Genomic DNA, 20701 nt, shown 5'->3' on the forward strand with positions numbered 1-20701 from the left:
AAGTAATGTCTTTTTTTACTTGGGTGGTAACTACCAAAATGTTGTTTCTTATACTTAGCAAATCTATTGTGACGAGCAAACTGTATAATCGGTAGTAATTTTGTAAAAGTTTCTTAATTATATTGTGAAAAAAATGCATTTTTTGTAGAATTGTAGTAGTATTTGAAAAAAAGAACAAAATGGAGGGTGAATTTGAAAGGGAAATTTATTTATTGTAGTAGAGTATTTGTGCTTTTATGGTTACTCGTTTTAATTTTTCCAGAATATAATAATGCCTATACTGATCTCTCAACTTATAAAATTGAGACCGGTAAATTTGTTGGTGAAAGCAGTGCAAACACCTCTTTAGTTCAGTTTAAGAAAGATACTGGCTGGGATGGTAGTTATGCTAAAACTAATGAATATGAAACTTATTATCGTATTAGAAGTGGCGAGTTTTTGGGAGAGGCCCGGGTTAACAATGTAGTTCAGCAGTTTACTAAGGAAACTGGTTTAAGTGCTAGTTATAAGGGAACAGGAGAACCCCAGAACTACCATACGATAATTAGTGGAGGATTTCCTCAATCAAAAGTAGATCAAGTACTGCAGCAGTTCAAGAAAGAAACTGGAATTAACGCGAAAGCAGTAGGGGTTGGCGAACCTGAAAATTACTATCAATTAGTTAGTGGAGGGTTTCCTAAATCTAAAGTAGAAAATGTGCTTACTCAGTTTCGACAAGAGACAGGAATTGATGCTAAATCAGTAGGGGTTGGGGAGCAGCAAAACTATTATCAACTGATTAGTGGAGGGTTTCCCAATTCAAAAGTAGAGCAGGTCCTTCAACAGTTCCAAGAAAAAACAGGTATAAGTGCAAAGTATGTAGGTGTGGGAGAACCGCAAAACTACTATTTAATTATTAGTGGTGGATTTAACGGACTTTCTCGTGCAACTCAAGTACTTCAACAGTTTGAGGCAACGACAAATATACAAGCAAGATTGGTTTCATTGGGAAATAATAAATATATTATTGAATCAGTCCCCGTGCTGGGATACAGCAATGTTGAAAAGGGGCGTCAATTCTTTGAAAACAATAACTGGTATGTAAGAACACCCCTAACTGGAGAAAAAGCCTATAAGAGTTACCAGATAATCACTGTGCCTATTTTAGGAATTACTCAAATGGAAAAGGGACGCCAGTTCTTTGAGGCCAATAACTGGTATGTAAGAACAACAATAACTGGGGAAAAAGATTTTAGTAGTTATCAAATTAAATCAGAACCTGTTTTAGGGTATAATCAAATTCAAAAAGCCCTGAATTTTTTCGAAAAAAATAATTGGTATGCAAGATCTCCTTTAACAGGTGAAAAAGGTTATAGTAGTTATCAGGTGGTGTCAGACCCAGTGTTGGGGTATTCAATGGCAGAAAAAGGACGCCAATTCTTTTTAACAAATAACTGGTATGCTAGAATTCCTACTACAGGACAACAAGGGTATACTAGCTTTCGTGTTATTTCAGACCCTGTACTAGGATGGAATGAAACAAAAAAAGGCCTTGATTTTTTTGCGAAGAATAAATGGGCTGCTTCCGCCCCGGCTACTGGAGCAATTGAATATTTTTATAAAATCTCAACTCAAGATTTCGAAGGCTACGACAAAGCCCAGGCCGCAGCCCAGCGCATCCAAAGCCTTTATGGTTGGAATACCACTTTGGTAAAGACAAAAAACGGCCCGCAGCTGATGTACACTGATTACGGCATGACTTTGCCTGCAATGCTGGACAAGCAAATGCAGGGAAGTCCACAGACAGATAAGTACCGTAACGAGCCAAGGTTCATTCATGCTGATTATGTTGATTTGACTAATAAGGTCGTTACAGCTGATCGGGTAAATGTAAGAACCGGCCCTTCAACAACCAGTTCCGTTACACAGCAGGTTAACGCAGGCACCAGTGTAATGGTTATTGCCAAGACCGGAGATTGGGTGGAAGTCAGGTTAACCTGGCAGAATGCCACTGCGTCTGACGTAGGGTATTATCTTAATCCTGATAACTTCTCTATCAATAACAAGGACTATTTCCAATTCCTCAAGCTTTCACAGACAGCTAACATAAATGCTAGTGAAGTGAATGAAAAGATTTTGAAGGGAAAAGGAATCCTTGATGGAAAAGGCCAGGCGTTTGTTGATGCAGCACAGAGATACAATATTAATGAATTGTATTTGATCTCCCATTCATTACTGGAGACAGGAAATGGGACATCCTCTTTGGCTACTGGTACTGTTTATAATGGCAGAACTGTTTATAATATGTATGGATATGGCGCTTATGATTCCTGCCCTCTTACTTGCGGGGCGAAGGCAGCCTATGACAATGGCTGGTTTACACCGGAAGCGGCAATTGTTGGTGGGGCGCAGTTTATCAGCAGCCGTTACATCTATAATACAACGTTCCAGCAGGACACACTCTATAAAATGAGATGGAATCCTGTCCAGCCGTGGCATCAATATGCTACGGATATCGGATGGGCATATAAACAAGTAAATTCCATTTATAATTTATACCAGCTGCTTGATAACTATACCCTGTATTATGATGTTCCAAACTATCAGTATAGGTAGAAAGAACCCTCCAATCATTGAGCGATTGGAGGGTTTTTCTATCTGTAAAGTTGATAGTTTAAAAGTGATGTGAAACGGAAAAGGGACCCCAAATGCTTTATGCATTCAAAGTCCCTTTTTTGTTTATCTTAGCTCTAACGCGATATAACTGCTGCTAACCCATCCCTCGGTACCATTTGCCATTTTAACCTTATACCATGTCCTGGTGCTATTCATGGTTGGCTTTCCGTCTTTATCCAGAACGAGGTGTACATATTCATTCAGTGCAAACTTCCCGATGGCAGCCTGTGCCGTGGAATCTGTCGGGCGGACATTCAGCGGCGAGCCAGTGGAACGGCCCAGGTTTTTGACGGAGATGAACTCCTTGTATCGGTCGAATTTGATGACGTTGGTCCAATATTCGGCGCCATCTACCTTCACTTTGACCCAGAAGTCATTCTGCTTTTCCATCAATGTGAACTCTGTTCCTGCAGAGATGGTTTTCACGACGGTAGTATTGCCTTTTTGGCTTACAAGCGGAAGACTCTTGACGGCAATGGCTGTAATATCCGCAGGGAAGACATCACCGCCGGCAGGGATGCTCGGTGCTTTATAGACTGTTGCGTTTGGACTAGCATTCTCGTAATCTGCTTCATTATATGGAAGAATTCTCTGCATATGGGCAGCGATTTTTTGTCCCCATTTTTCATCACTTGCATAATAGAAGTTCAAGCCCTCGCTATTTGCTACTACCCTTGTGCCTGATCCAACGAGCTTTGTGCTGAAGCCGAGATGATAGCCTTTATGTTTCCAGTTTCCAGGATTCAGATAGGTTGCCTTCATTTCCTGGGCGATGTATTCAATCGTGGCATCAACATTCGTGAAACGGTAAGCACCGACGAACGGTGTGGCATCATATGCTGCAAATCCAAACAGATTAAACTTGCCTAGTGCGAGATTGGACTTTCCATAATTGCTCTCATGAATCGCCTTGGCAGCAAGGTACAGGGCATTTACGCCGTACTTATTGCCTGCATCAATAAAGGCTTGTCCCTTCCCGGTAAGAACGCTCGTTTCGCCGGCTTTTACTCCATTGGCTATATATTGATTGATTTGCGTCGCTGTCACTTTGGAAGGTGTTCTTAAATCAATGAACTGATACCCGTTCCTGTGCATCGGATCCCCGGTTACCACATGCTTGGCAAAGTCCCCGGAAACATATCCTGTCTTTCCATTAAAGTCGATTCTTACCCAACCGTTTGATACCGTGTGGGTTGGGTAGAAAAATTCTGCCTTATTGACTTGGCCTAGTATAATACCACTGGTATTGGCCGCTGATCTCACATTGACCGTCTCCGTCGCCACATACAGCCTGTTGCTGATGGCCGTTTCCGTCAGTGAAGGAGTTGGCGCAGGTGCTGGTGCTGGCGCAGGTTCAGGTGTTGGTGCTGGCACCGGAACAGGCTCAGGCTCAGGGGTTGGAGCAGGCTCCTGGACAACGACATTCACATCAATTTCTTTGATGAATACCTGTTTCCCTTCATAGGCTACCTGATAGACCGTGACTCCGCGGCTGTTGACGACCTTTTGGGTGGAGTCGAACTCGATATTCCTGTTCACCTTAAAAAGAGCTGGCGTTCCCACATCCGGGGTTGGATAAAGGTAGGCCGTTTTATTGCTTACAAGCTTTGTTGGATCAATGCTTCTGAATGAATGATAGTGTTGCAGACTGCTGCCCCATACCCAGCCTGTCGTGGTTGTATTGCTGCCATTTGAAAGATAGGTGTAGGAAACTCTGTACCAGTTGCCAATTCTCTCCTCAGATGTTGCAATTCTTCCTTCTGGGATGGTCAGTACTGTATTAAAATGATTTCCCGGCCCCGCTTTAAGAGCGAGGTTTGTGCTGGCTTTATAGGTTGTTTTAGGTATGCTGACCGAAAGTCCTGCATCGCTTTCCTTAACGTAGACTGTTCTGCCCTGGTGGGTGACACTGTACACAGGAACGCCCCGGCTGCTTACCGCTTTCTGTGCTGTAATGAATCCATAGCCGCTGCCCACTTTGAAAAGGGCGGGTTTCCCGACATCGGGTGTTGGATAAAGGTAGGTAGTGCTGTTTCGGCTGATGATCGCCGTTTCATTTATAGTGCTGACAGCATGGTGGTGCTGCAGGTAGCTCCCCCAGATCCAGCCCGTCCGAGTCGAGTTGCTTCCGCTTGAATAAGTGATTTTATACCAGTTTCCTACTCTTTCCTCCGAAGCGGCAACGCTGCCTTCTGCCAGTGTAGCAGGAGAACTAAAATGATTCCCCGGGCCGGAGCGAAGAGGCTGGCGGGAGGTTGTTTTATACGTAGTCTTTGGAATGGCGACCAGCTGGCCGACATCCCCCGCCTTTACGTATACGGTCTTGCCTTGATAGGAAACACGGTATAAATTGACTCCTCTGCTGTTGACCACCTTCTGGGTAGAGCTGAGTTCTGTACTGCCATCCGCCCTGAAAAGAGCAGGCTTCCCGGTATCCGGAGTAGGGTACAGATAGGCGCTTTTAAGTGTCAGCAAATCAATTTTTGTAATGCTCGTGTATACATGGTAGTGCTGGAGATAGCTCCCCCAAACCCAGCCTGTCCTTGTCACATTTTTACCACCTGAGCTGTATGTGTAAGAAACTTTATACCAATTTCCGATTCTCTCTTGGGAAGTCACAATTTTGCCTGCCGGAATGGTCATAACACTGCTAAAATGGTTTCCTGCACCCGAACGGAGGACTAGGTTTACACTGGTTTGGTAATTGGTTTTTGGCAGCTGAACAACCGTTGAGGCCTCTGCCTGAGGTAAGTTATAAGGAAGAATAGGAAGGCTTGTCCCCCCAATGGCCAGTCCGGCAGATAAAATGATAACTTTTGCGATATTTTTCATGTATTATGTTTTCCACACTTTCACTAAAATTTCCATGGCTCCTATATGGCAAAAACAGTGCATATTGTTGTTGATTATAGGCATCCGGCAGTTGCGGCGACACTCCCAATCTTGTAATAACTTTGTAATATTAACAAACTATGACAATTATATTATCATTTGTTTTCATGAAGGGATATAAAAATTTTTACGAATTTGTGGAATGGTAAAATGTACCGAAGAAAAAAAGAGATTTGCCGGTTTCAGGCAAATCTCTGTCTTACTAGAGGATTATAATAGTTTTTTTATCAGTTTTTTTATCAGGCTTTTGGCAGTCAGTTTTTGCCTTTTAAGGCTGAGGTTTCCATTGTTTGTCCGGTAAACAGATGAAAAAGCAATCCCATCTGTGAGAATGGAAGGAGATTTGGCAGACGGGTGAAGCCGCACTCGGGCAGGAAGGTGCCGCCCGGAATCCCCGATAGAGTAGTATACATCGTAGACCGTTGCATTCTTTTCTAAAGGGAAAAGACCTGGATCAAGCTCGACGTTTATAATTTGTCTCTCGAAAGGATAGACACTGCCATCCCCCTGAGGCTTTGCCGAAAAGGCCAAGCGTAAGTTTGAAGAATGGCTGTCCCGGCTTGCCGCATAAAGCATCCCGTTAACAGGCATGCTTGCCTTCGGGACAGTCAATTCTCCTTCCAGCATCCATTTGGAAGGGTCCGTTTTGACACTCCTGATTACAACCACAGGCTTTAAGAAAGGGGTAACATCATATTGCTGCTGCTCTCCCTGGAGGATAAATCTCATCCCATCCTGCCTTACAATGGGGGAGGTCTCCGTATTTGTATGCATTTGCGAGAATAGCTGCAAATCCCTAAAACGGCCTTTTGTCAGCATTTCATATAGCAGCTTTTCTTTGTTGGGCAGCCTTTCCGCCGTGCTCTCCGGAATTTGTTTCAGGAAGGAAAGAACCATCTGCTCCCATTCCGCCCTTTCCTGTTGAGGGACTAATTCATATTTGATTGCATGCAGCCGCAGTACATCCAGGAGGGCTTTCAAGTCATGTTCCGCTTCGATTCTATCATTCGCGCCTGTCTCTGCCAGCCATCCCCGGTTTTGGAGAAGCGCATTGAGGCGGTCCCTCGTGTTTTCCAGCTTCATCTGCTGCTGGGTGATCGAGGGACTGTCCTCGCCTTCACGGACACGCCATAAATAGACTGGCTTGCTGGTTACCGCAATTTTATCTGCGAGAACGGCCCCTCTCAGGGTAAAAGCAAGATCTTCGTAGTATTTGCCTACGGTGAAATTCAGGCCATGCTTGATGAGGAAATCCCGCCGCCATAATTTATTGCAGGCAATGCTGTCCTGCAGCAGCTCGGGATGTTCCAGCAGGGAAGTGGCTTCACTTTTTTCATAAAGGTTAAACTCTTTATGCCTGACTGGAACATAGCGGCGCTCCTCGGTTAACCGGTGAACCTTTCCCACTGCAAAATCGGCGTTGGCGGCTTCCGCTGATTCCACCAGGGTTTTAATGGCACCAGAAGGCACCAGGTCATCAGAATCCAGAAAGAATACATATTCACCGCTGCTGAGGGAGATGCCCCGGTTTCGGGTATACCCAAGGCCATGGTTTTCTTGAGCAAAGGGTCTGACCCTGGAATCCTTTTCGGCAAACTTCCGGATGATTTCCTCACTATCATCGGGAGATCCATCATTGATGACAATCAGCTCCAGCTGCTCATAGTCTTGCCCGAGAATGGAATTCAGGCAATCTTCAAGGTAGGAAGCAGCATTATAAACAGGAATAACGACTGATACTAATTTAGGCATTGTCCCGCCTCCAATCTCTTATAGAAGGAAAAAGAGCTGCAGGATGTGCAACTCTCTTTTCCAATGTTTACTTAAAGACTTCATCGATGACCTTCTGCGCCGCGTTTCCGTCCTCAACAACGCCAAATTGTGCAGAGAATCGTTCCAACTCCTGCTGATAACTGCCTAGTTTTTCAGGATGGCTGAGGAAATCATAGACTTCCTCAATGGTCCTGCATACCGGGCCAGGTGCTTTTTCCTCAAGGCTGAAATACGTTCCTCTTCTTGAAACATATTCCTCCAGGTCATAGCAGTAAAGAATAATCGGCCGCTTCAGCAGGGCATAATCAAACATGACAGAAGAGTAATCGGTTATCAGCAAGTCGGATATCAGATATAGCTCCTGAATATCCTGGTAGTTGGATGCATTGATAATATTGGCTGGCAAATTATGCTGTGAAATCATATTCGACAGCAAATAATGCAGACGCAATAGCACGATGGAATCTTGTCCAATTTTCCCGCTGAGCGTTTGGATATCTTCCAGTGTTTTCTGGAATGAATTTGGATCCCAGTCGCGGAAGGTAGGCGCAAAAAGAATTACTTTCTTTCCTGCGGGAATGCGCAGGGAAGATTTGGCTTTTTCAATTATTTCCGGCGGCTGCTTCAACAATAAATCGTTTCTGGGATAGCCGGTTTCCAGGATTTCACCAGGATAGCGGAAGGCCCTCCGGAAAATCTCCGTGCTGTAAGGGTTTGGAGAAATAAAATAGTCCCAGGCTTTCGTTTGGGTTTTCAGCCTTTTCAGCTCTGTTTCGCTTGGCCGGGTTTTCTGGTCATACCCCATCTTTTTTAATGGAGTCCCATGCCAGGTTTGGACATATACCTGATCTTTTCTCTTTTTTGCCAGGTGGGCAATCCCCTGATTATCAACCCAAAACTTGGAACGAACGAGATAATAGTAATGCTGCAGGCTGTGTTTTTTCACTTTGATGGCCGGGCCTGGAATATCCACTTTCCCGGGCTGCTCAAGAGACCAGATGTATTTGTATTTCTTGCCGGCTTCAAGCATTTGTTCATAAATATATTTGGGGCTGTCACTGTATTGTTTGCCCATATGGCTTTCAAATAGCACCCAATCAGAGCGTACAGGGAGCTTTCGGTACAGGTTTTTAAGGTAATTTGCAAACGGCGTATCAAGGATGCTGTTCCTTTTGGCCGTTGCTGTATTCCTTCTCCGCTCGTATGCCCATTTTAGCTGATCCCACGTTTTTAAAGGCTCCACCTTTACTGCGAATGAATTCTTTTGGTTAATGAACAATGACTTGGAAAGAGTGCTGTTCTCCACCTTTGTGTTAGGCAGCTCTTCAATCATTCCCCGTTTGACAAGCCGTTTATGGACGTTGCCCTGGTGGCTCACATATAAAGATAGATAGTAATTGCCAGGAGATACATCATTCAGGGAAAACTGGATCAGGCCGCTTTCGGACATCGCGCCTTGGACTCGCTCTCCTGTCTGCCGGTTCTTTAAACCCCATTTATACGTAAGGGAAGAGCTGGCAACAGAATTCATTAAAGCCTTTGCCCTAAAAGATAAACGGTCTTCAGTCAGCTGGATTTCCGAGAGCGTAAAGTCAATCTCCGGCTGATTTATGCCAAGGAATTTTTCATGCTGGTTACCTGGCAGGCTAGGACGAAAATAATACTGTCTGCCAATGGCATACACTCGCTCTTGCTTTGTGGGCAAGCCATTGATATAGGCGACATAATCCTCAAACGCTTCCCTGTCCCCGATATAAAGCAGATAATACAGGATGCGCTCCCGTTCGGGAAGTTTGATGAAGGCATATTCATCCATCGCTTCATGCATGTATTCATGAATCAGCAGATGGAACTGCTGCCTGTATTCTTCATCAAACAGGAGATAATCATTGGTGTATAGTTTCAGGTCATGGCGCAGAAATTTATTGTTTTTGTTATGCTGATACAGCACGTCTCCATTCTCGCGCAGGAATTCATCAAACATCCGGTGGGCGATAATCCGGTTTCTGAAGTTGTCAAATTCAAACCGGCGGTTGGTAATCGACTTTGCATCGGCGTTTTCAACGACCCGCCAGTAATAAACAGGTTCGGGTATAAAGCTAATGGAGCCGGCCAGGAAATAGGCTTTCCCTGTAAAAATGATATCTTCGTAATGGATTCCTTCCGGAAAACGCAGCTTATGCTTGTCAAGGAATGACCGTTTGTAAATCTTGTTTACGGACAAGCTGTCAAACAGCAGCATGCTGAACTCGCGAATGTTGATGTTCGTCCGTTCGACGGAATAAATTTGCTTGTGGTACCAAATTTCGTATGTGTTGGTTCTAATCACCTGTCCGCCGACAAAGTCGGAGTCTGTCCGTTCAATCGCGGCAACCATCTTTTCGCAGGCATCCACCGTATACCAGTCATCCCCGTCAAGAAACATCACGTATTCTCCCGTTGTATGGGCAATCCCTGTATTCCGGGGGGTACTGCACCCGCCGCTGTTTTCCTCCAGGTGAATGGCCTTGAATGTTGGCTTGTCCGCCACAAAGCGGTCAATCAGCTCACCCGTCCGGTCGGAAGAATAATCATTGACTACTACTACTTCCATGTCATCAAATGTCTGTTCATGAAGAGACTCCAAAGCTTCCTCAATATATAGCTCATTGTTAAATGCGATGACAACGACCGAGAGTTTAGGATTGGATTGTTCTTTAGGCACGTTCCTTAACATGTTGTTGTCCTCCCAGTTCGTCAAAAAGGTCATACCACTGATTCTTAATGGTTTCGTTCTCAAATCTCATGCTGGTTATGAAGGCATGCTCACTGAATTCGGAAAACATGGCAGGGTCGGATGCAAGCCTCCTGATTTGGCGCGACAGCACAGGCACATCCCCGACCGGAGTAATAAACCCGCTCTTATAGTCATCCACAATCTCGCGAATTCCCGGCGCACAGTCGGTGGATATGCATGGGAGGCCGCAGGATTGTGCTTCAATCAGGGACATAGGCAGCCCTTCCGCCTTGGAGGAAAGGACAAAAAAGCTTGATGAGGACAAGGCAGATTGTATATCCTTTGTCTGTCCCTTCAAAATCACCCGGTTATCCATTCCAAGGATGCTGATCAGGTTCTGCAATGATTCTTTCGCAGGACCCTCTCCGTATATATGTACTTGCCATTCAGGTAGATCGCTGGCAACCCGGGCAAACGCCTCGATAAGGACATCAAAGCCTTTATCGTCGACAAGCCTGCCAGTTGAAACAATTGTTTTATTCCGATATAGCTTATCGGCGGCAACCTGAGCCCGGAACGGAGATGGGTTGTACATCACGCCCACATTTGGAAAGCCCCGGCTTTCAAAATGGTCAGCATCCTTCCCGGTAAGAAGCAGGAACTTGGAAACCTGGCGATAATACTTGAGGATCCGTTTATATCTAAGCGAATTTTTGGCCGCGATATAGCTTTCATGGCTTTGCCCGATCACTTTAATATTTGGCCGGTAAAGAAGAGGCTGAAGCCATTGCATACCCCAAACCTGGACAACGATCACAAACACTTCTTCGCTCCCGTACTGGTCAAAGAATCTCCCAACATCCTTACGGCGCCTGGAAAGCTGGATTCGCCGGTTGATTTCGGAAGCTACCGTTTTTAGTTTTAATGATTTCAGATTGGGAGAAATCGCCTTTGGCAAGGTTGCACGGTAGTCATCCTTATGCAGAACCGTAACCGGTATGTTTTTTGAAAAATAGCTTGGGGCATCTTTTTGCTCATTAATGCTCAAGACGGCCACATGGTGTCCGTCTTGAACGAAATCATCTGCCAGAATGGAGGCAACACGCTGCGCGCCCCCGTGGCCGTTATATTCATTTAACACAAAAACAATGTTTTTTTTAGGCATACTGTTTATTGCTCCTCGTATCCGTGATTCCTTACCTCCAGTTTGAGGTACTTGGATCCTGTCTTGATCTCGATTTCACGATCACCGATTATCTTTGTTTCTGAAGGGTATTCTTTTCCTTTAGAAGCCCATACCAAAATTAAAAACTCATGGTAAGGATCGTTTTTCATCACGTAAGTCAATTTGCTTTCATACTGACCTGGCTCAAGTTTGCTTAGGTCGATGACGGCATTGAACTGTGAGTAATTGTAATTCTTCCCCTGCGGATTGAAAGCCTGGTTCTCCGTAATTTCTTCCGTTTCGTTCATGGAAGCAGGATAGGTTTTTTGTTCAAAGGTTTCCATGTTCACCAGGTGCAGGCTGACAGAAACGTCACTTGCTGTTTTGGTTTCATAGCCTCTGATAAAGGCGACTCCTTCTACATGGAGGAGATTGCCTTCAAACCACATTTTGTTCACCTGCTGCTGGACTTTGTCATGATTGTCCACCACAAGGTTTAACTGGCTGGCTGCAACCTGCATTTTATATAAAAACCTGCCGCTCGTTTGCTCCTGGCTGTCACTGTCCATTTTAGTGAAGGCGCCGGAACGGAGGGGAAATTCTGTCCATTGATTTTCTTCGTTCCTGTACCGGACCGAAAACACAAATGACCCTGGCTTTAGTAGCCCGGCGAGTTGATTCTCAGTGACGGTAGCAGAAAAGCCGGCGTGTTTTTTTACGCTCTCGGGCAGGGAAGAGGAGCCTTCATAAGGAGCGGGAGACAACGGTATGGAACGATATTCGCCTGTGCGCTTGTCCCGCAGCAACAGTTCAAAGGATTTGGCCTCAGTTTCATTCTTGCCATATAAATAACCGCCAACCTGAACGGAATAGCCATTTTCGGTCATTGTTGCACTAACCTGCTCAATGGCATGGATGAATTGCAGTTCTGATTTAATGGCCTCAATGGTTCTTCTTCCGGCCATAAAATCATTGTAAATGGAACCCACGAGTTTTGAATCTCCATAGGTAATCAATTCTCCCTGGTGAATCCAGGCAGCTTTTGAACAAAAGGATTCAACGGCATTCGGGTCATGGCTGACAAAGATGATTGTCTTGCCTTGTTCCTTAAATTGGTTCATCTTATTCATGCATTTGGCCCTGAACATGGAATCACCCACCGCAAGTGCTTCATCGACGATCAGGATATCAGGGTCAACATTTACTGATATGGCAAAACCCAGCTTTGCCTTCATCCCGGCTGAGTAATTTTTGACCGGCTGGTTTATAAATTCCCCTAATTCCGAGAATTCTATAATGTCATCTACCTTTTCCAGCATCTCATCTTTTGTATAGCCCAAAAGAATGCCTTTCATGAAGATATTTTCATAGCCGGTAAGCTCGGCATCAATCCCCGAACTTACATCGAGAAAGACTAGGGAACCATTTACACTCACTTTGCCGGACGTTGGGTCGGCAATCCCGGTGATAATCTTTAACAGAGTAGATTTACCCGAACCGTTTTTTCCTAAAACGCCAATGGCCTCGCCTTTTGGAAAGTCGAGGCTAAAATCTTTAAGGGCCAGAAATTCCTTGTGAAGTTTTTTCCTTGAAACGACTTCTTTAATCGGGCCCCACTTATCTTCATATAATTTGTATTTTTTGGTCAGATGTTCGACACTGACTGCGACACTCATAACTTTTCCGCCTTTCGCGACACGTTACAATATATCAAGGAATATTGGCTTCATTCGCTTGTACAGGTAATTCCCCAGGATAAGGAGCAGGAAAACAACCACCCAAAAATACAAGGTATATAGAGGCTGTTCCCAAAAGCCGACCTTGAAGAAGACTGAATCCCGATAGCCCTGGACAATATAGTGGAACGGGTTCAGCTTGATGATCGCCGCATATTTCCCCAGATTGTCAATGGACCAGAAAATGGGCGTCATCCAGAACAGGAAGACAAGAACGGTATCCAAAAAGCGCCCAAAGTCCTTGCTGATGGCAACCAGCGGGGCTGTGACCGACCCGAGTCCAAGCAGGAGCATCAAGGCGGCAAAGTCATAATACAGGATCTGCAGCCAATAGGCCGAGAATGAATCCACCGTAAAAGCCATCACCACAAGCATGACCACAAGCAGAATCAGGTGCATATAGTAGTTATACAAAATCTGGACAGCTGGCAGGACCGCGATTGGAAAGGGTGTATTTTTAATCAGGCTGCGCTTGCTCCGGAACGATTTGTTCGATGACCGGAAGCCATCGTTCAGCATAAACCAGGCCACCATGCCAATTGCCAGCCATGCGAAGAAGGGAGCGCCATCGACTGGCCTCCCCGCCCGGGCTCCGATACTGAAGACAAACCAGAATACCGCAATCCGCATCAGCGGATTGACAAGTCCCCATGCAAACCCTAAAAGGGTGCCAGCATATTCCCGTTTCATTTCGTGTAAGGATAGAGTGTGGACCATCCGGCGACGAGTCCACAATTCCTTGTATACATCAAACATAAATTTTCTCCTTCGGTTGGCAAATAGGGGACTTACTCAAATCCATTTGGATTCTGGCTTTGCCATCTCCATGAATCTTCGCACATATCCTGCAGGTTCTTTTCTGCACGCCATCCCAAAAGCTTTTCTGCTTTTTCCGGATCAGCGTAGCAAACGCCGATATCTCCAGGGCGGCGGTCCACTATTTGATAAGGGATTTTCTTTCCAGCGACAGAACTGACAGCATCCACCAATTCAAGGACACTGTAACCTGCGCCAGTTCCGAGGTTGAATGTTTCGATTCCTTCGTTCTTTTCCAAATATTCAAGGGCTTTCAGATGGCCTTTTACAAGGTCGACGACATGGATATAGTCGCGGACGCCTGTGCCATCATGTGTTTCATAGTCGTTTCCGAAAACAGAAAGCTGTTCCCGTTTGCCAATGGCAACTTGTGTAATGTATGGCATCAGGTTATTGGGAATGCCATTAGGGTTTTCTCCGATCCTTCCGCTTTCATGAGCGCCAATTGGATTGAAATAGCGAAGCAATGCGATACGCCATGAAGAATCAGACACATGCAAGTCGCGCAGGATTTCTTCAATCATCAGTTTGGTGCGTCCATAAGGGTTGGTCGCCGATAATGGGAAGGACTCATCAATTGGAACACGCTCCGGATGTCCATAGACCGTTGCCGAAGAGCTGAATACCATCTTTTTGACATTGTGTTTCGCCATTACTTCACAAAGGATAATCGTTCCTGTCAAATTATTGTGGTAATACTTTAATGGGATGGAAACAGATTCCCCAACGGCCTTTAAGCCGGCAAAGTGCATGACAGCATCAAATTTATGGGTTTCAAACAGCTTATCCAAGGAATCGCGGTCAAGCAAGTCATATTGATAAAATGGGAATTCCTTTCCTGTAAGCTCTTTAACTCGATTAATGGATTCCATTTGGCTGTTTGACAAGTTATCAACAATCACAATCTCATATCCATTGTTTAAAAGTTCTACGGCCGCGTGGCTGCCAATGTAGCCAGCGCCTCCTGTTACCAAAATTTTCATGACGATACCTCTCCCTGAAAAGTTTTAAGCGGAGAATGATTTCATTCACCTTTGTCGAAGTTTGCAGCTTTTTGTTCTTGGCGTTAAGCAACTATAATTATACCCAAATTGGGGAGATAAAAATAGTTTGACAACCTCATTCCATTAACCGGATGTCGAGACATCCAGATACAGAAAGGAGCCCTTATAAGATAAGGGCCCTTTTTAATGGGATAAATCCGACTGTACTTTTACCTGCTCTGTAACTTCCAGTCCGAGGTGAGCTTTGGCAAAGGCTACAATATTCTGGCTGGATTCCCCGTGCGCATACTCATTCCATTTATGGTTAAAGCCCTTTAGGCGATCGTAATCAAACTCATGATGCTGGATGGCCTTAATGATTTCTGCAGTCGAAAGAACGACTGGGCCTGGCACCAATTGATGATAATCCTCCCACAATCCCCTGGTTTTGCTGTAGTGTGTCAGGTCGTAAGGAAAAAAGAGCATCGGCTTATTCAACAGTGAAAATTCAAATGGTATGGAGGAATAATCACTAATCAACAAGTCAGTAATAAAAAGCAAGTCATTCAAAGAAGGGTAGCCTGAGACGTCAAAAACGAAATCCTTAAGGTCGTCGTTCAGCATTACGCTGTTTTTAATGGCCGGATGAAGGCGCAGCAGCAATGCATAGTCATTTCCCAGCTCTTTTTTCAGCAGGTCAAGATTAAGCCGCAATTCAAAGGAGTCGAGCTGTTCTTCGCGGTAGGTTGGAGCATAAAGCACTACTTTCTTTCCTGCCAGCTGCGGATACTGCTGATATACCTTTTGGGATGCCTGCTTTTGGGCGTTCTTGTTAAAAAAGACATCTGTCCTTGGTACACCTGTTTTCAGGATTTTTTCCCCGCTCAGCCCAAAAGCCTGCTGGAAGATTTGAGCCATGGCATCTGAGCTGACAACAACATGGTCAAACCGGTCATATACCTGTTTGAACCGTTTTCTCGCATTTTCGCTCCGGCCTTCTGTCGAATGGTCTTCAAGTCCGAACTTCTTGACTGCACCATTTGCATGCCAGAGCTGGATGCATGTTGTTTCTTCCTTAAACGCTGCAGCAGCAAGAAATCCATAGTAATTATCCACAAAGACTACCTTGGCCGTCGCCAAATGATAGATGGATGTGACAAACTGGGCGAAGTGCCGGATATCAAATAAAAGCTTATCCGCCCCGGTAAATCCTGCAAAATGAGGATACACCTTCCTGGTGGTTAAAAAGACAGTCCGGCAATTAACACCTTGTCGCTGCATTTCTTGATAAATGCTTACATTATTATCGGCAAAAGAAGCAACAAAGACCACTTTCCGCTGAACCGGGAAAAAGCGGAAGGATGCAAATAATATTGATATCAATCGCAGATAAAGAAAGACCGCGATTTCTCTAGCCATTTGTCACCTTAAATAAGTCATTTTTAATCTTGCTGGTGGAAATGCCTACTGTTCTTGGGAGATAGATGACTTCACAGTACTCCTTCAGAAAGTCAAATTTGCCTTTCCAGTCATCTCCCATCACGAAGATATCAATATTATGTTCTAATACATCCTGCACCTTTTGCTCCCAGGTATTTTCAGGAATGACTTTATCAACATAGCGGATGGATTCAAGAATCATCTTTCTATTCTCGAAGCTATGGTAAGCTTCTTTCTTTTTCAGTGCATTGAATTCATCAGTGGAAATGGCGACTGTCAAATGGTCACCAAGGTCTTTTGCTCTTTTTAGCAGATTGATATGTCCATAGTGAAGCAGATCGAATGTTCCGTATGTTAGAACCTTTTTCATGATATAACCTCCTATTATTACAGTCCTGAATGGGTTATTTATTTTAAATGTAGAATTTGTGCAATCATTCGCAAGCATTACTGCGGCAGCTCCAGCCCGCTCTGTTTTCGGGCTAAAAGCATACTTACACAATTTTAAGGGATAAAGCATTCTGTGACAAGGTGGGGATTGCTGGATAGTCCAATATAAACTTTCAATACCCGCATTTGCCGGAAATATGCTGTTTTTGATGCTACCAAAAGAATATGACGGCAGGAAGACAAAGAGGTTACAAGGAAATTGCAAAACGGGGAGAAAAATGTCATAAAAGGATTTTTGCCATTCACCGAACAACAGTGGTATTCTATAACCATCGTCCAAGCCATTTGGGGATGAATAAATCAAGATGAAGGAAATAGCGTGATGATAGGAAACATACTGACGAAATTTAAACGAATGAACCTGATAAAAACAGCGTATAAAGGGGTATTCAAGCTGGTTGGAATGCTGCCGGCGGACAAGAATATGATTGTTTTTGAAAGCTTTCTGGGGAAACAGTACAGCTGCAACCCAAGGGCCATATATGAATATCTGCAAAAAAATAATCCAGGTTATAAAATGTACTGGAGTATTGACCCTCGCTTCCGTTCTGCTTTTGAAGGGAAAGAGGTAGAAACGGTCGATCGTTTTTCACTAAAATGGCTGTTTTTAATGGCACGGGCCAGGTATTGGGTTTCCAACAGCCGGCTGCCATTATGGATTCCAAAGCCAAGTCATACCGTATACTTACAGACATGGCATGGAACGCCTTTGAAACGGCTGGCAGCCGACATGGAACAAGTGCTCATGCCGGGAACCGACACGGAGCAGTACAAAAAAAACTTCCTGGCAGAATCAAGCCGCTGGGATTACCTGATCTCTCCTAATGCGTATTCTTCGCATATCTTTCGCAGGGCATTCGATTTTAACAAGGAAATGATTGAATCGGGTTACCCCCGGAATGACTTCCTTCATAATGACAATACAGCTGAAGTGATTGGGGGAATCAAGGACAAGCTTGCTTTGCCTCCGGGGAAAAAGGTGATTCTTTATGCGCCGACATGGAGGGATAATGAATTCCACGAAAAAGGGAAGTATAAATTTAATCTAAAACTCGATTTGGATTATTTAAGAGACCAGCTGGGCAGTGAATATATTGTCCTGCTGCGGATGCATTATTTGATTGCTGAAAACCTTGATTTATCTGGTTACAGGGGATTTGCTTATGATGTCTCAGCCTATGAAGACATCCGCGAACTTTACCTGGTTTCGGATGTGCTTATTACCGATTATTCCTCTGTCTTTTTTGATTACGGAAACCTGAAGCGGCCAATGATTTTCTTTGTTTATGATCTTGAAAGCTATCGGGACAACCTCAGGGGATTTTACTTTGATTTTGAAAACGAAGCGCCAGGGCCGCTCGTTAAAACAACAGAAGAAGTAGTTGAGCAGCTAAAAAGGCTGGATTTTGCAGGATCCGCTTTGCCGCCAAACTTTGGGGAGTTTTACCAAAGGTTTTGTTATCTTGAAGATGGAGAAGCTTCAAGAAGGGTGGTTGAAAAGGTTTTTAAGCAGCAGGCAAGCCAATAACCTCCTTGGGAGACCTTGGGGGTTTTTGCTTAAAACCGTTAGGGTTTTATGACCTGGCACCAATTCCCACTCGGGATACCGTTAGAAACGTGCTACAGTAGCGGGTGATGCTGCATACTATATTCGACATTCAAGAGGACTAAAAATGAAAAAACAGCATGTAAACATTTTAGGGATAAATTTTATAAATATACGGTTTGAAGAGATGGCTGAAGAACTTGCCGCGAGAGTGGGCAACGAACAGAAAGCTTTTGTGGTGACGGCCAATCCGGAAATTGTAATGTATGCCGATGCCCATCAACGATACAAGAATATCCTGGATTCAGCTGATTACGTGGTTGCAGACGGTACAGGCATCGTCCTGGCTTCCCGTTTGTTGAACACTCCGCTTAAAGAGAGGGTCACTGGTTTTGACTTGACCCTTTCACTGCTGCAAAAAGCAGACCAAAACAACTGGAGCATTTATCTGCTTGGAGGCCGCCCGGAGGTTAATGCCAAAGCGGCAGAAAATATCAAATTGACATATCCCGGGCTGAAACTTGCTGGAAACAGGCACGGTTTCTTCGATTGGAAAGATCCTGCTGTTGTAGATGATATTCGGGAGACAAAACCGGATATTGTATTGGTTGCCCTGGGATTTCCAAAGCAGGAGCAGTGGATCTCGCTTTATAAGGACTACTTTGAAAAAGGAATCTTTATAGGAGTGGGCGGAACGATTGACATCCTGGCCGGAAAGGCTAAACGGGCTCCCATCCTTTGGCGCAAACTGAATATGGAATGGCTTTACCGGCTTTTGAAACAGCCTTCCAGATGGAGAAGGATGCTGGCTTTGCCCCGGTTTGTGGTTAAAGTAATGAAAAAGTAGGGGAAATGCAGAAATTTGCTTGAGAACTGAAACTAATCCCGGATTGTTTCGTCTTAGTATGCGATGGCGGAAACAATACAGGATTTAGGGGTCACAGAAGCGGAAAGTACCGTAATAATAGTCCCTTGTTCTTTATCTCGTAATCTAGTATCATTTCAATCTGGAATTATATTTTTTCGCAGACGGTTCATAAATACCTAATGGTGGTATAATGTAAACGACCAAACTATACAGAATTTGTCTGATTTTATCATAAATTAGGGGCATCCTAATCAAAAGGAGGGTCAACATGTCGCTCACCATGACCTTGGTAGTATGCTTTATATGCTCCATCCTTATCACACCGGTTGTAAAAAAGTTGGCGTTCCGATTAGGTGCCACCGACCGTCCAAACAGCCGGAAAGTTCACGAGAAAATCATGCCGCGCATGGGCGGGCTTGTTATCTATATCAGCTTTATGCTCGGGCTTTTTATTACGCAACCCGATAGCAAATACCATGCTGCCATTATGATTGGAAGTGTCATCATTGTCCTGACAGGGATCCTGGACGATATTTTTGAGCTGTCGGCCAAGGTTAAGCTGATTAACCAGCTTGCCGCGGCCTTTATTGTTGTCATTTGGGGCGGAGTGCAGGTGAACTTCATCAACCTGCCGTTTGGGGGCGGAGAGCTTCAATTCGGCTGGTTCAGTATTCCAGTCACGATTTTATGGATTGTCGGCGTGACCAATGCCATCAATCTGATTGACGGACTCGATGGCCTGGCAGCCGGAGTTTCCTCTATTGCACTTATATCCCTGTCCGGCATGGCAATCATCATGGGTGATGTTTACGTTATGACAATGGGCTTCATCCTGCTTGCCAGCACGCTCGGATTTTTATTGTTCAACTTCTACCCCGCGAAAATCTTCATGGGGGACACAGGAGCGCTGTTCCTGGGCTACATGATCTCCGTGCTTTCGCTGCTCGGCTTTAAAAACGTAACGTTTATCTCCTTCATCATCCCAATCATTATTCTGGGGGTTCCGATGACGGATACGATCTTTGCGATTGTGCGCCGCCTGGTGAAAAAGGCGCCGCTCTCAAAGCCGGATAAATCGCATCTTCACCATTGCCTGCTGAACCTTGGATTCACCCACAGGCAGACAGTACTGATGATTTACATGATCAGTGCCATGTTCGGACTCGCAGCCCTGATTTTCACCTTGACAACGATGTGGGGGTCGCTGCTTATTCTAGCGATTATCCTCATCTCAATCGAATTGATTGTTGAGAGTGTAGGACTTGTTGATAAGAACTACCGTCCGCTTCTGAATTTGATCAGAGGCAGGAAATATGTGAAGGAAAAAACCCAGCCATGACGGCTGGGTTTTTCTTTTTTATGTTTACTGGACATGGTTCAAGGAAATAACAAAATAGGGGATGGTATAAGGCTAATCCCCAAACTCGCAAATTCGCATACTTTAAGGTTTCCTGCGAATCCTACATTTAGGAGGCGATGAACATGGTTAAAAAAGAAAATCCCCAGGACCCGCGAGTGAAAGACGATAATCCTATGGATGTTGTTAATGAGGGATTAAACGTAGTGGTGCAAGCTGTGAATAATGCTACTGGCCTGGATAAGAGCAATGATGGCCAACCCAATAATGATAAAGATAAAAAAGGAAGGGCAGACGCATAGGC

13 protein-coding genes and 1 pseudogene are annotated in these 20701 nt (G+C 44.6%); 5 read left to right on the forward strand and 9 right to left on the reverse strand.

The window, feature by feature from the left end; translation table 11 throughout:
* Window positions 1–192 precede the first annotated feature (192 nt).
* Entirely contained in the window at window positions 193–2595 is a 2403-nt protein-coding gene (locus tag WQ57_RS07350) for an N-acetylglucosaminidase (protein WP_046523091.1), read from the forward strand.
* 123 nt (window positions 2596–2718) lie between these two features.
* Here the strand turns inward: WQ57_RS07350 and WQ57_RS25665 are convergent, their stop codons facing one another.
* The 9 genes from WQ57_RS25665 to tagD all read right to left on the reverse strand — a co-directional run bounded on the left by WQ57_RS25665 (window position 2719) and on the right by tagD (window position 16546).
* Entirely contained in the window at window positions 2719–5487 is a 2769-nt protein-coding gene (locus WQ57_RS25665; RefSeq protein ID WP_052948672.1) for an SH3 domain-containing protein, read from the reverse strand.
* A gap of 270 nt (window positions 5488–5757) precedes the next feature.
* Window positions 5758–7299, reverse strand: coding sequence for a glycosyltransferase family 2 protein (locus WQ57_RS07360; protein WP_046523092.1), 1542 nt, complete (start codon window positions 7297–7299; stop codon window positions 5758–5760).
* Window positions 7300–7366: 67 nt separating this feature from the next.
* Window positions 7367–10036, reverse strand: coding sequence for a bifunctional glycosyltransferase/CDP-glycerol:glycerophosphate glycerophosphotransferase (locus WQ57_RS25670; RefSeq protein WP_052948673.1), 2670 nt, complete (start codon window positions 10034–10036; stop codon window positions 7367–7369).
* Window positions 10017–11201: a glycosyltransferase gene (locus tag WQ57_RS25675; RefSeq protein ID WP_052948674.1), complete on the reverse strand. Its 1185-nt coding sequence runs from the start codon at window positions 11199–11201 to the stop codon at window positions 10017–10019. The genes WQ57_RS25670 and WQ57_RS25675 overlap by 20 nt, the downstream gene beginning before the upstream one ends.
* Window positions 11202–11206: 5 nt before the next feature.
* A complete protein-coding gene (locus WQ57_RS25680) occupies window positions 11207–12877 on the reverse strand; it encodes an ABC transporter ATP-binding protein (RefSeq protein WP_052948675.1) in 1671 nt (556 codons plus the stop codon).
* 24 nt (window positions 12878–12901) lie between these two features.
* Complete coding sequence (locus WQ57_RS07380) at window positions 12902–13693, reverse strand: ABC transporter permease (protein ID WP_046523093.1); 792 nt, start codon at window positions 13691–13693, stop codon at window positions 12902–12904.
* A gap of 32 nt (window positions 13694–13725) precedes the next feature.
* A complete protein-coding gene (gene galE, locus WQ57_RS07385) occupies window positions 13726–14736 on the reverse strand; it encodes a UDP-glucose 4-epimerase GalE (RefSeq protein WP_046523094.1) in 1011 nt (336 codons plus the stop codon).
* A 204-nt stretch (window positions 14737–14940) separates the two neighbouring features.
* A complete protein-coding gene (locus tag WQ57_RS07390; RefSeq protein ID WP_046523095.1) occupies window positions 14941–16155 on the reverse strand; it encodes a CDP-glycerol glycerophosphotransferase family protein in 1215 nt (404 codons plus the stop codon).
* The gene (gene tagD / locus WQ57_RS07395) at window positions 16148–16546 is read right to left on the reverse strand and encodes a glycerol-3-phosphate cytidylyltransferase (RefSeq protein WP_046523096.1); all 399 of its coding nucleotides are present in this window, start codon (window positions 16544–16546) and stop codon (window positions 16148–16150) included. Before tagD ends, WQ57_RS07390 begins: the two co-directional genes overlap by 8 nt.
* Window positions 16547–16978: 432 nt before the next feature.
* Here tagD and WQ57_RS07400 point away from each other — a divergent pair.
* The 4 genes and pseudogenes from WQ57_RS07400 to WQ57_RS26555 form a co-directional block, all read left to right on the forward strand.
* Window positions 16979–18154, forward strand: a pseudogene (locus WQ57_RS07400) (CDP-glycerol glycerophosphotransferase family protein); the annotation flags it as partial.
* Window positions 18155–18299: 145 nt separating this feature from the next.
* Window positions 18300–19019 carry a WecB/TagA/CpsF family glycosyltransferase gene (locus tag WQ57_RS07405; protein ID WP_046523097.1) on the forward strand — a complete coding sequence of 240 codons (720 nt, stop codon included), beginning with the start codon at window positions 18300–18302 and terminating at the stop codon, window positions 19017–19019.
* Between the two features lie 289 nt (window positions 19020–19308).
* Entirely contained in the window at window positions 19309–20379 is a 1071-nt protein-coding gene (locus WQ57_RS07410) for a glycosyltransferase family 4 protein (RefSeq protein ID WP_046523098.1), read from the forward strand.
* A 143-nt stretch (window positions 20380–20522) separates the two neighbouring features.
* Window positions 20523–20699, forward strand: a complete 177-nt coding sequence (locus tag WQ57_RS26555) for a hypothetical protein (protein ID WP_156183076.1) — start codon at window positions 20523–20525, stop codon at window positions 20697–20699.
* Window positions 20700–20701: the final 2 nt, after the last annotated feature.

Origin of the sequence: Mesobacillus campisalis, assembly GCF_000986785.1 — a bacterium.
Lineage (GTDB): Bacteria > Bacillota > Bacilli > Bacillales > Cytobacillaceae > Mesobacillus_B > Mesobacillus_B campisalis.

Bases quoted from the DNA above. Each gene is read 5' to 3' on its own strand.
- WQ57_RS07410 (WP_046523098.1), top strand. From the start codon at position 19,309: ATGTCGCTCACCATGACCTTGGTAGTATGCTTTATATGCTCCATCCTT.
- WQ57_RS07380 (WP_046523093.1), bottom strand. From the start codon at position 13,693: ATGTTTGATGTATACAAGGAATTGTGGACTCGTCGCCGGATGGTCCAC.
- WQ57_RS25680 (WP_052948675.1), bottom strand. From the start codon at position 12,877: ATGAGTGTCGCAGTCAGTGTCGAACATCTGACCAAAAAATACAAATTA.
- galE (WP_046523094.1), bottom strand. From the start codon at position 14,736: ATGAAAATTTTGGTAACAGGAGGCGCTGGCTACATTGGCAGCCACGCG.
- WQ57_RS25670 (WP_052948673.1), bottom strand. From the start codon at position 10,036: ATGTTAAGGAACGTGCCTAAAGAACAATCCAATCCTAAACTCTCGGTC.
- WQ57_RS26555 (WP_156183076.1), top strand. From the start codon at position 20,523: ATGGTTAAAAAAGAAAATCCCCAGGACCCGCGAGTGAAAGACGATAAT.
- WQ57_RS07390 (WP_046523095.1), bottom strand. From the start codon at position 16,155: ATGGCTAGAGAAATCGCGGTCTTTCTTTATCTGCGATTGATATCAATA.
- WQ57_RS25665 (WP_052948672.1), bottom strand. From the start codon at position 5,487: ATGAAAAATATCGCAAAAGTTATCATTTTATCTGCCGGACTGGCCATT.
- tagD (WP_046523096.1), bottom strand. From the start codon at position 16,546: ATGAAAAAGGTTCTAACATACGGAACATTCGATCTGCTTCACTATGGA.
- WQ57_RS07360 (WP_046523092.1), bottom strand. From the start codon at position 7,299: ATGCCTAAATTAGTATCAGTCGTTATTCCTGTTTATAATGCTGCTTCC.
- WQ57_RS07405 (WP_046523097.1), top strand. From the start codon at position 18,300: ATGAAAAAACAGCATGTAAACATTTTAGGGATAAATTTTATAAATATA.
- WQ57_RS25675 (WP_052948674.1), bottom strand. From the start codon at position 11,201: ATGCCTAAAAAAAACATTGTTTTTGTGTTAAATGAATATAACGGCCAC.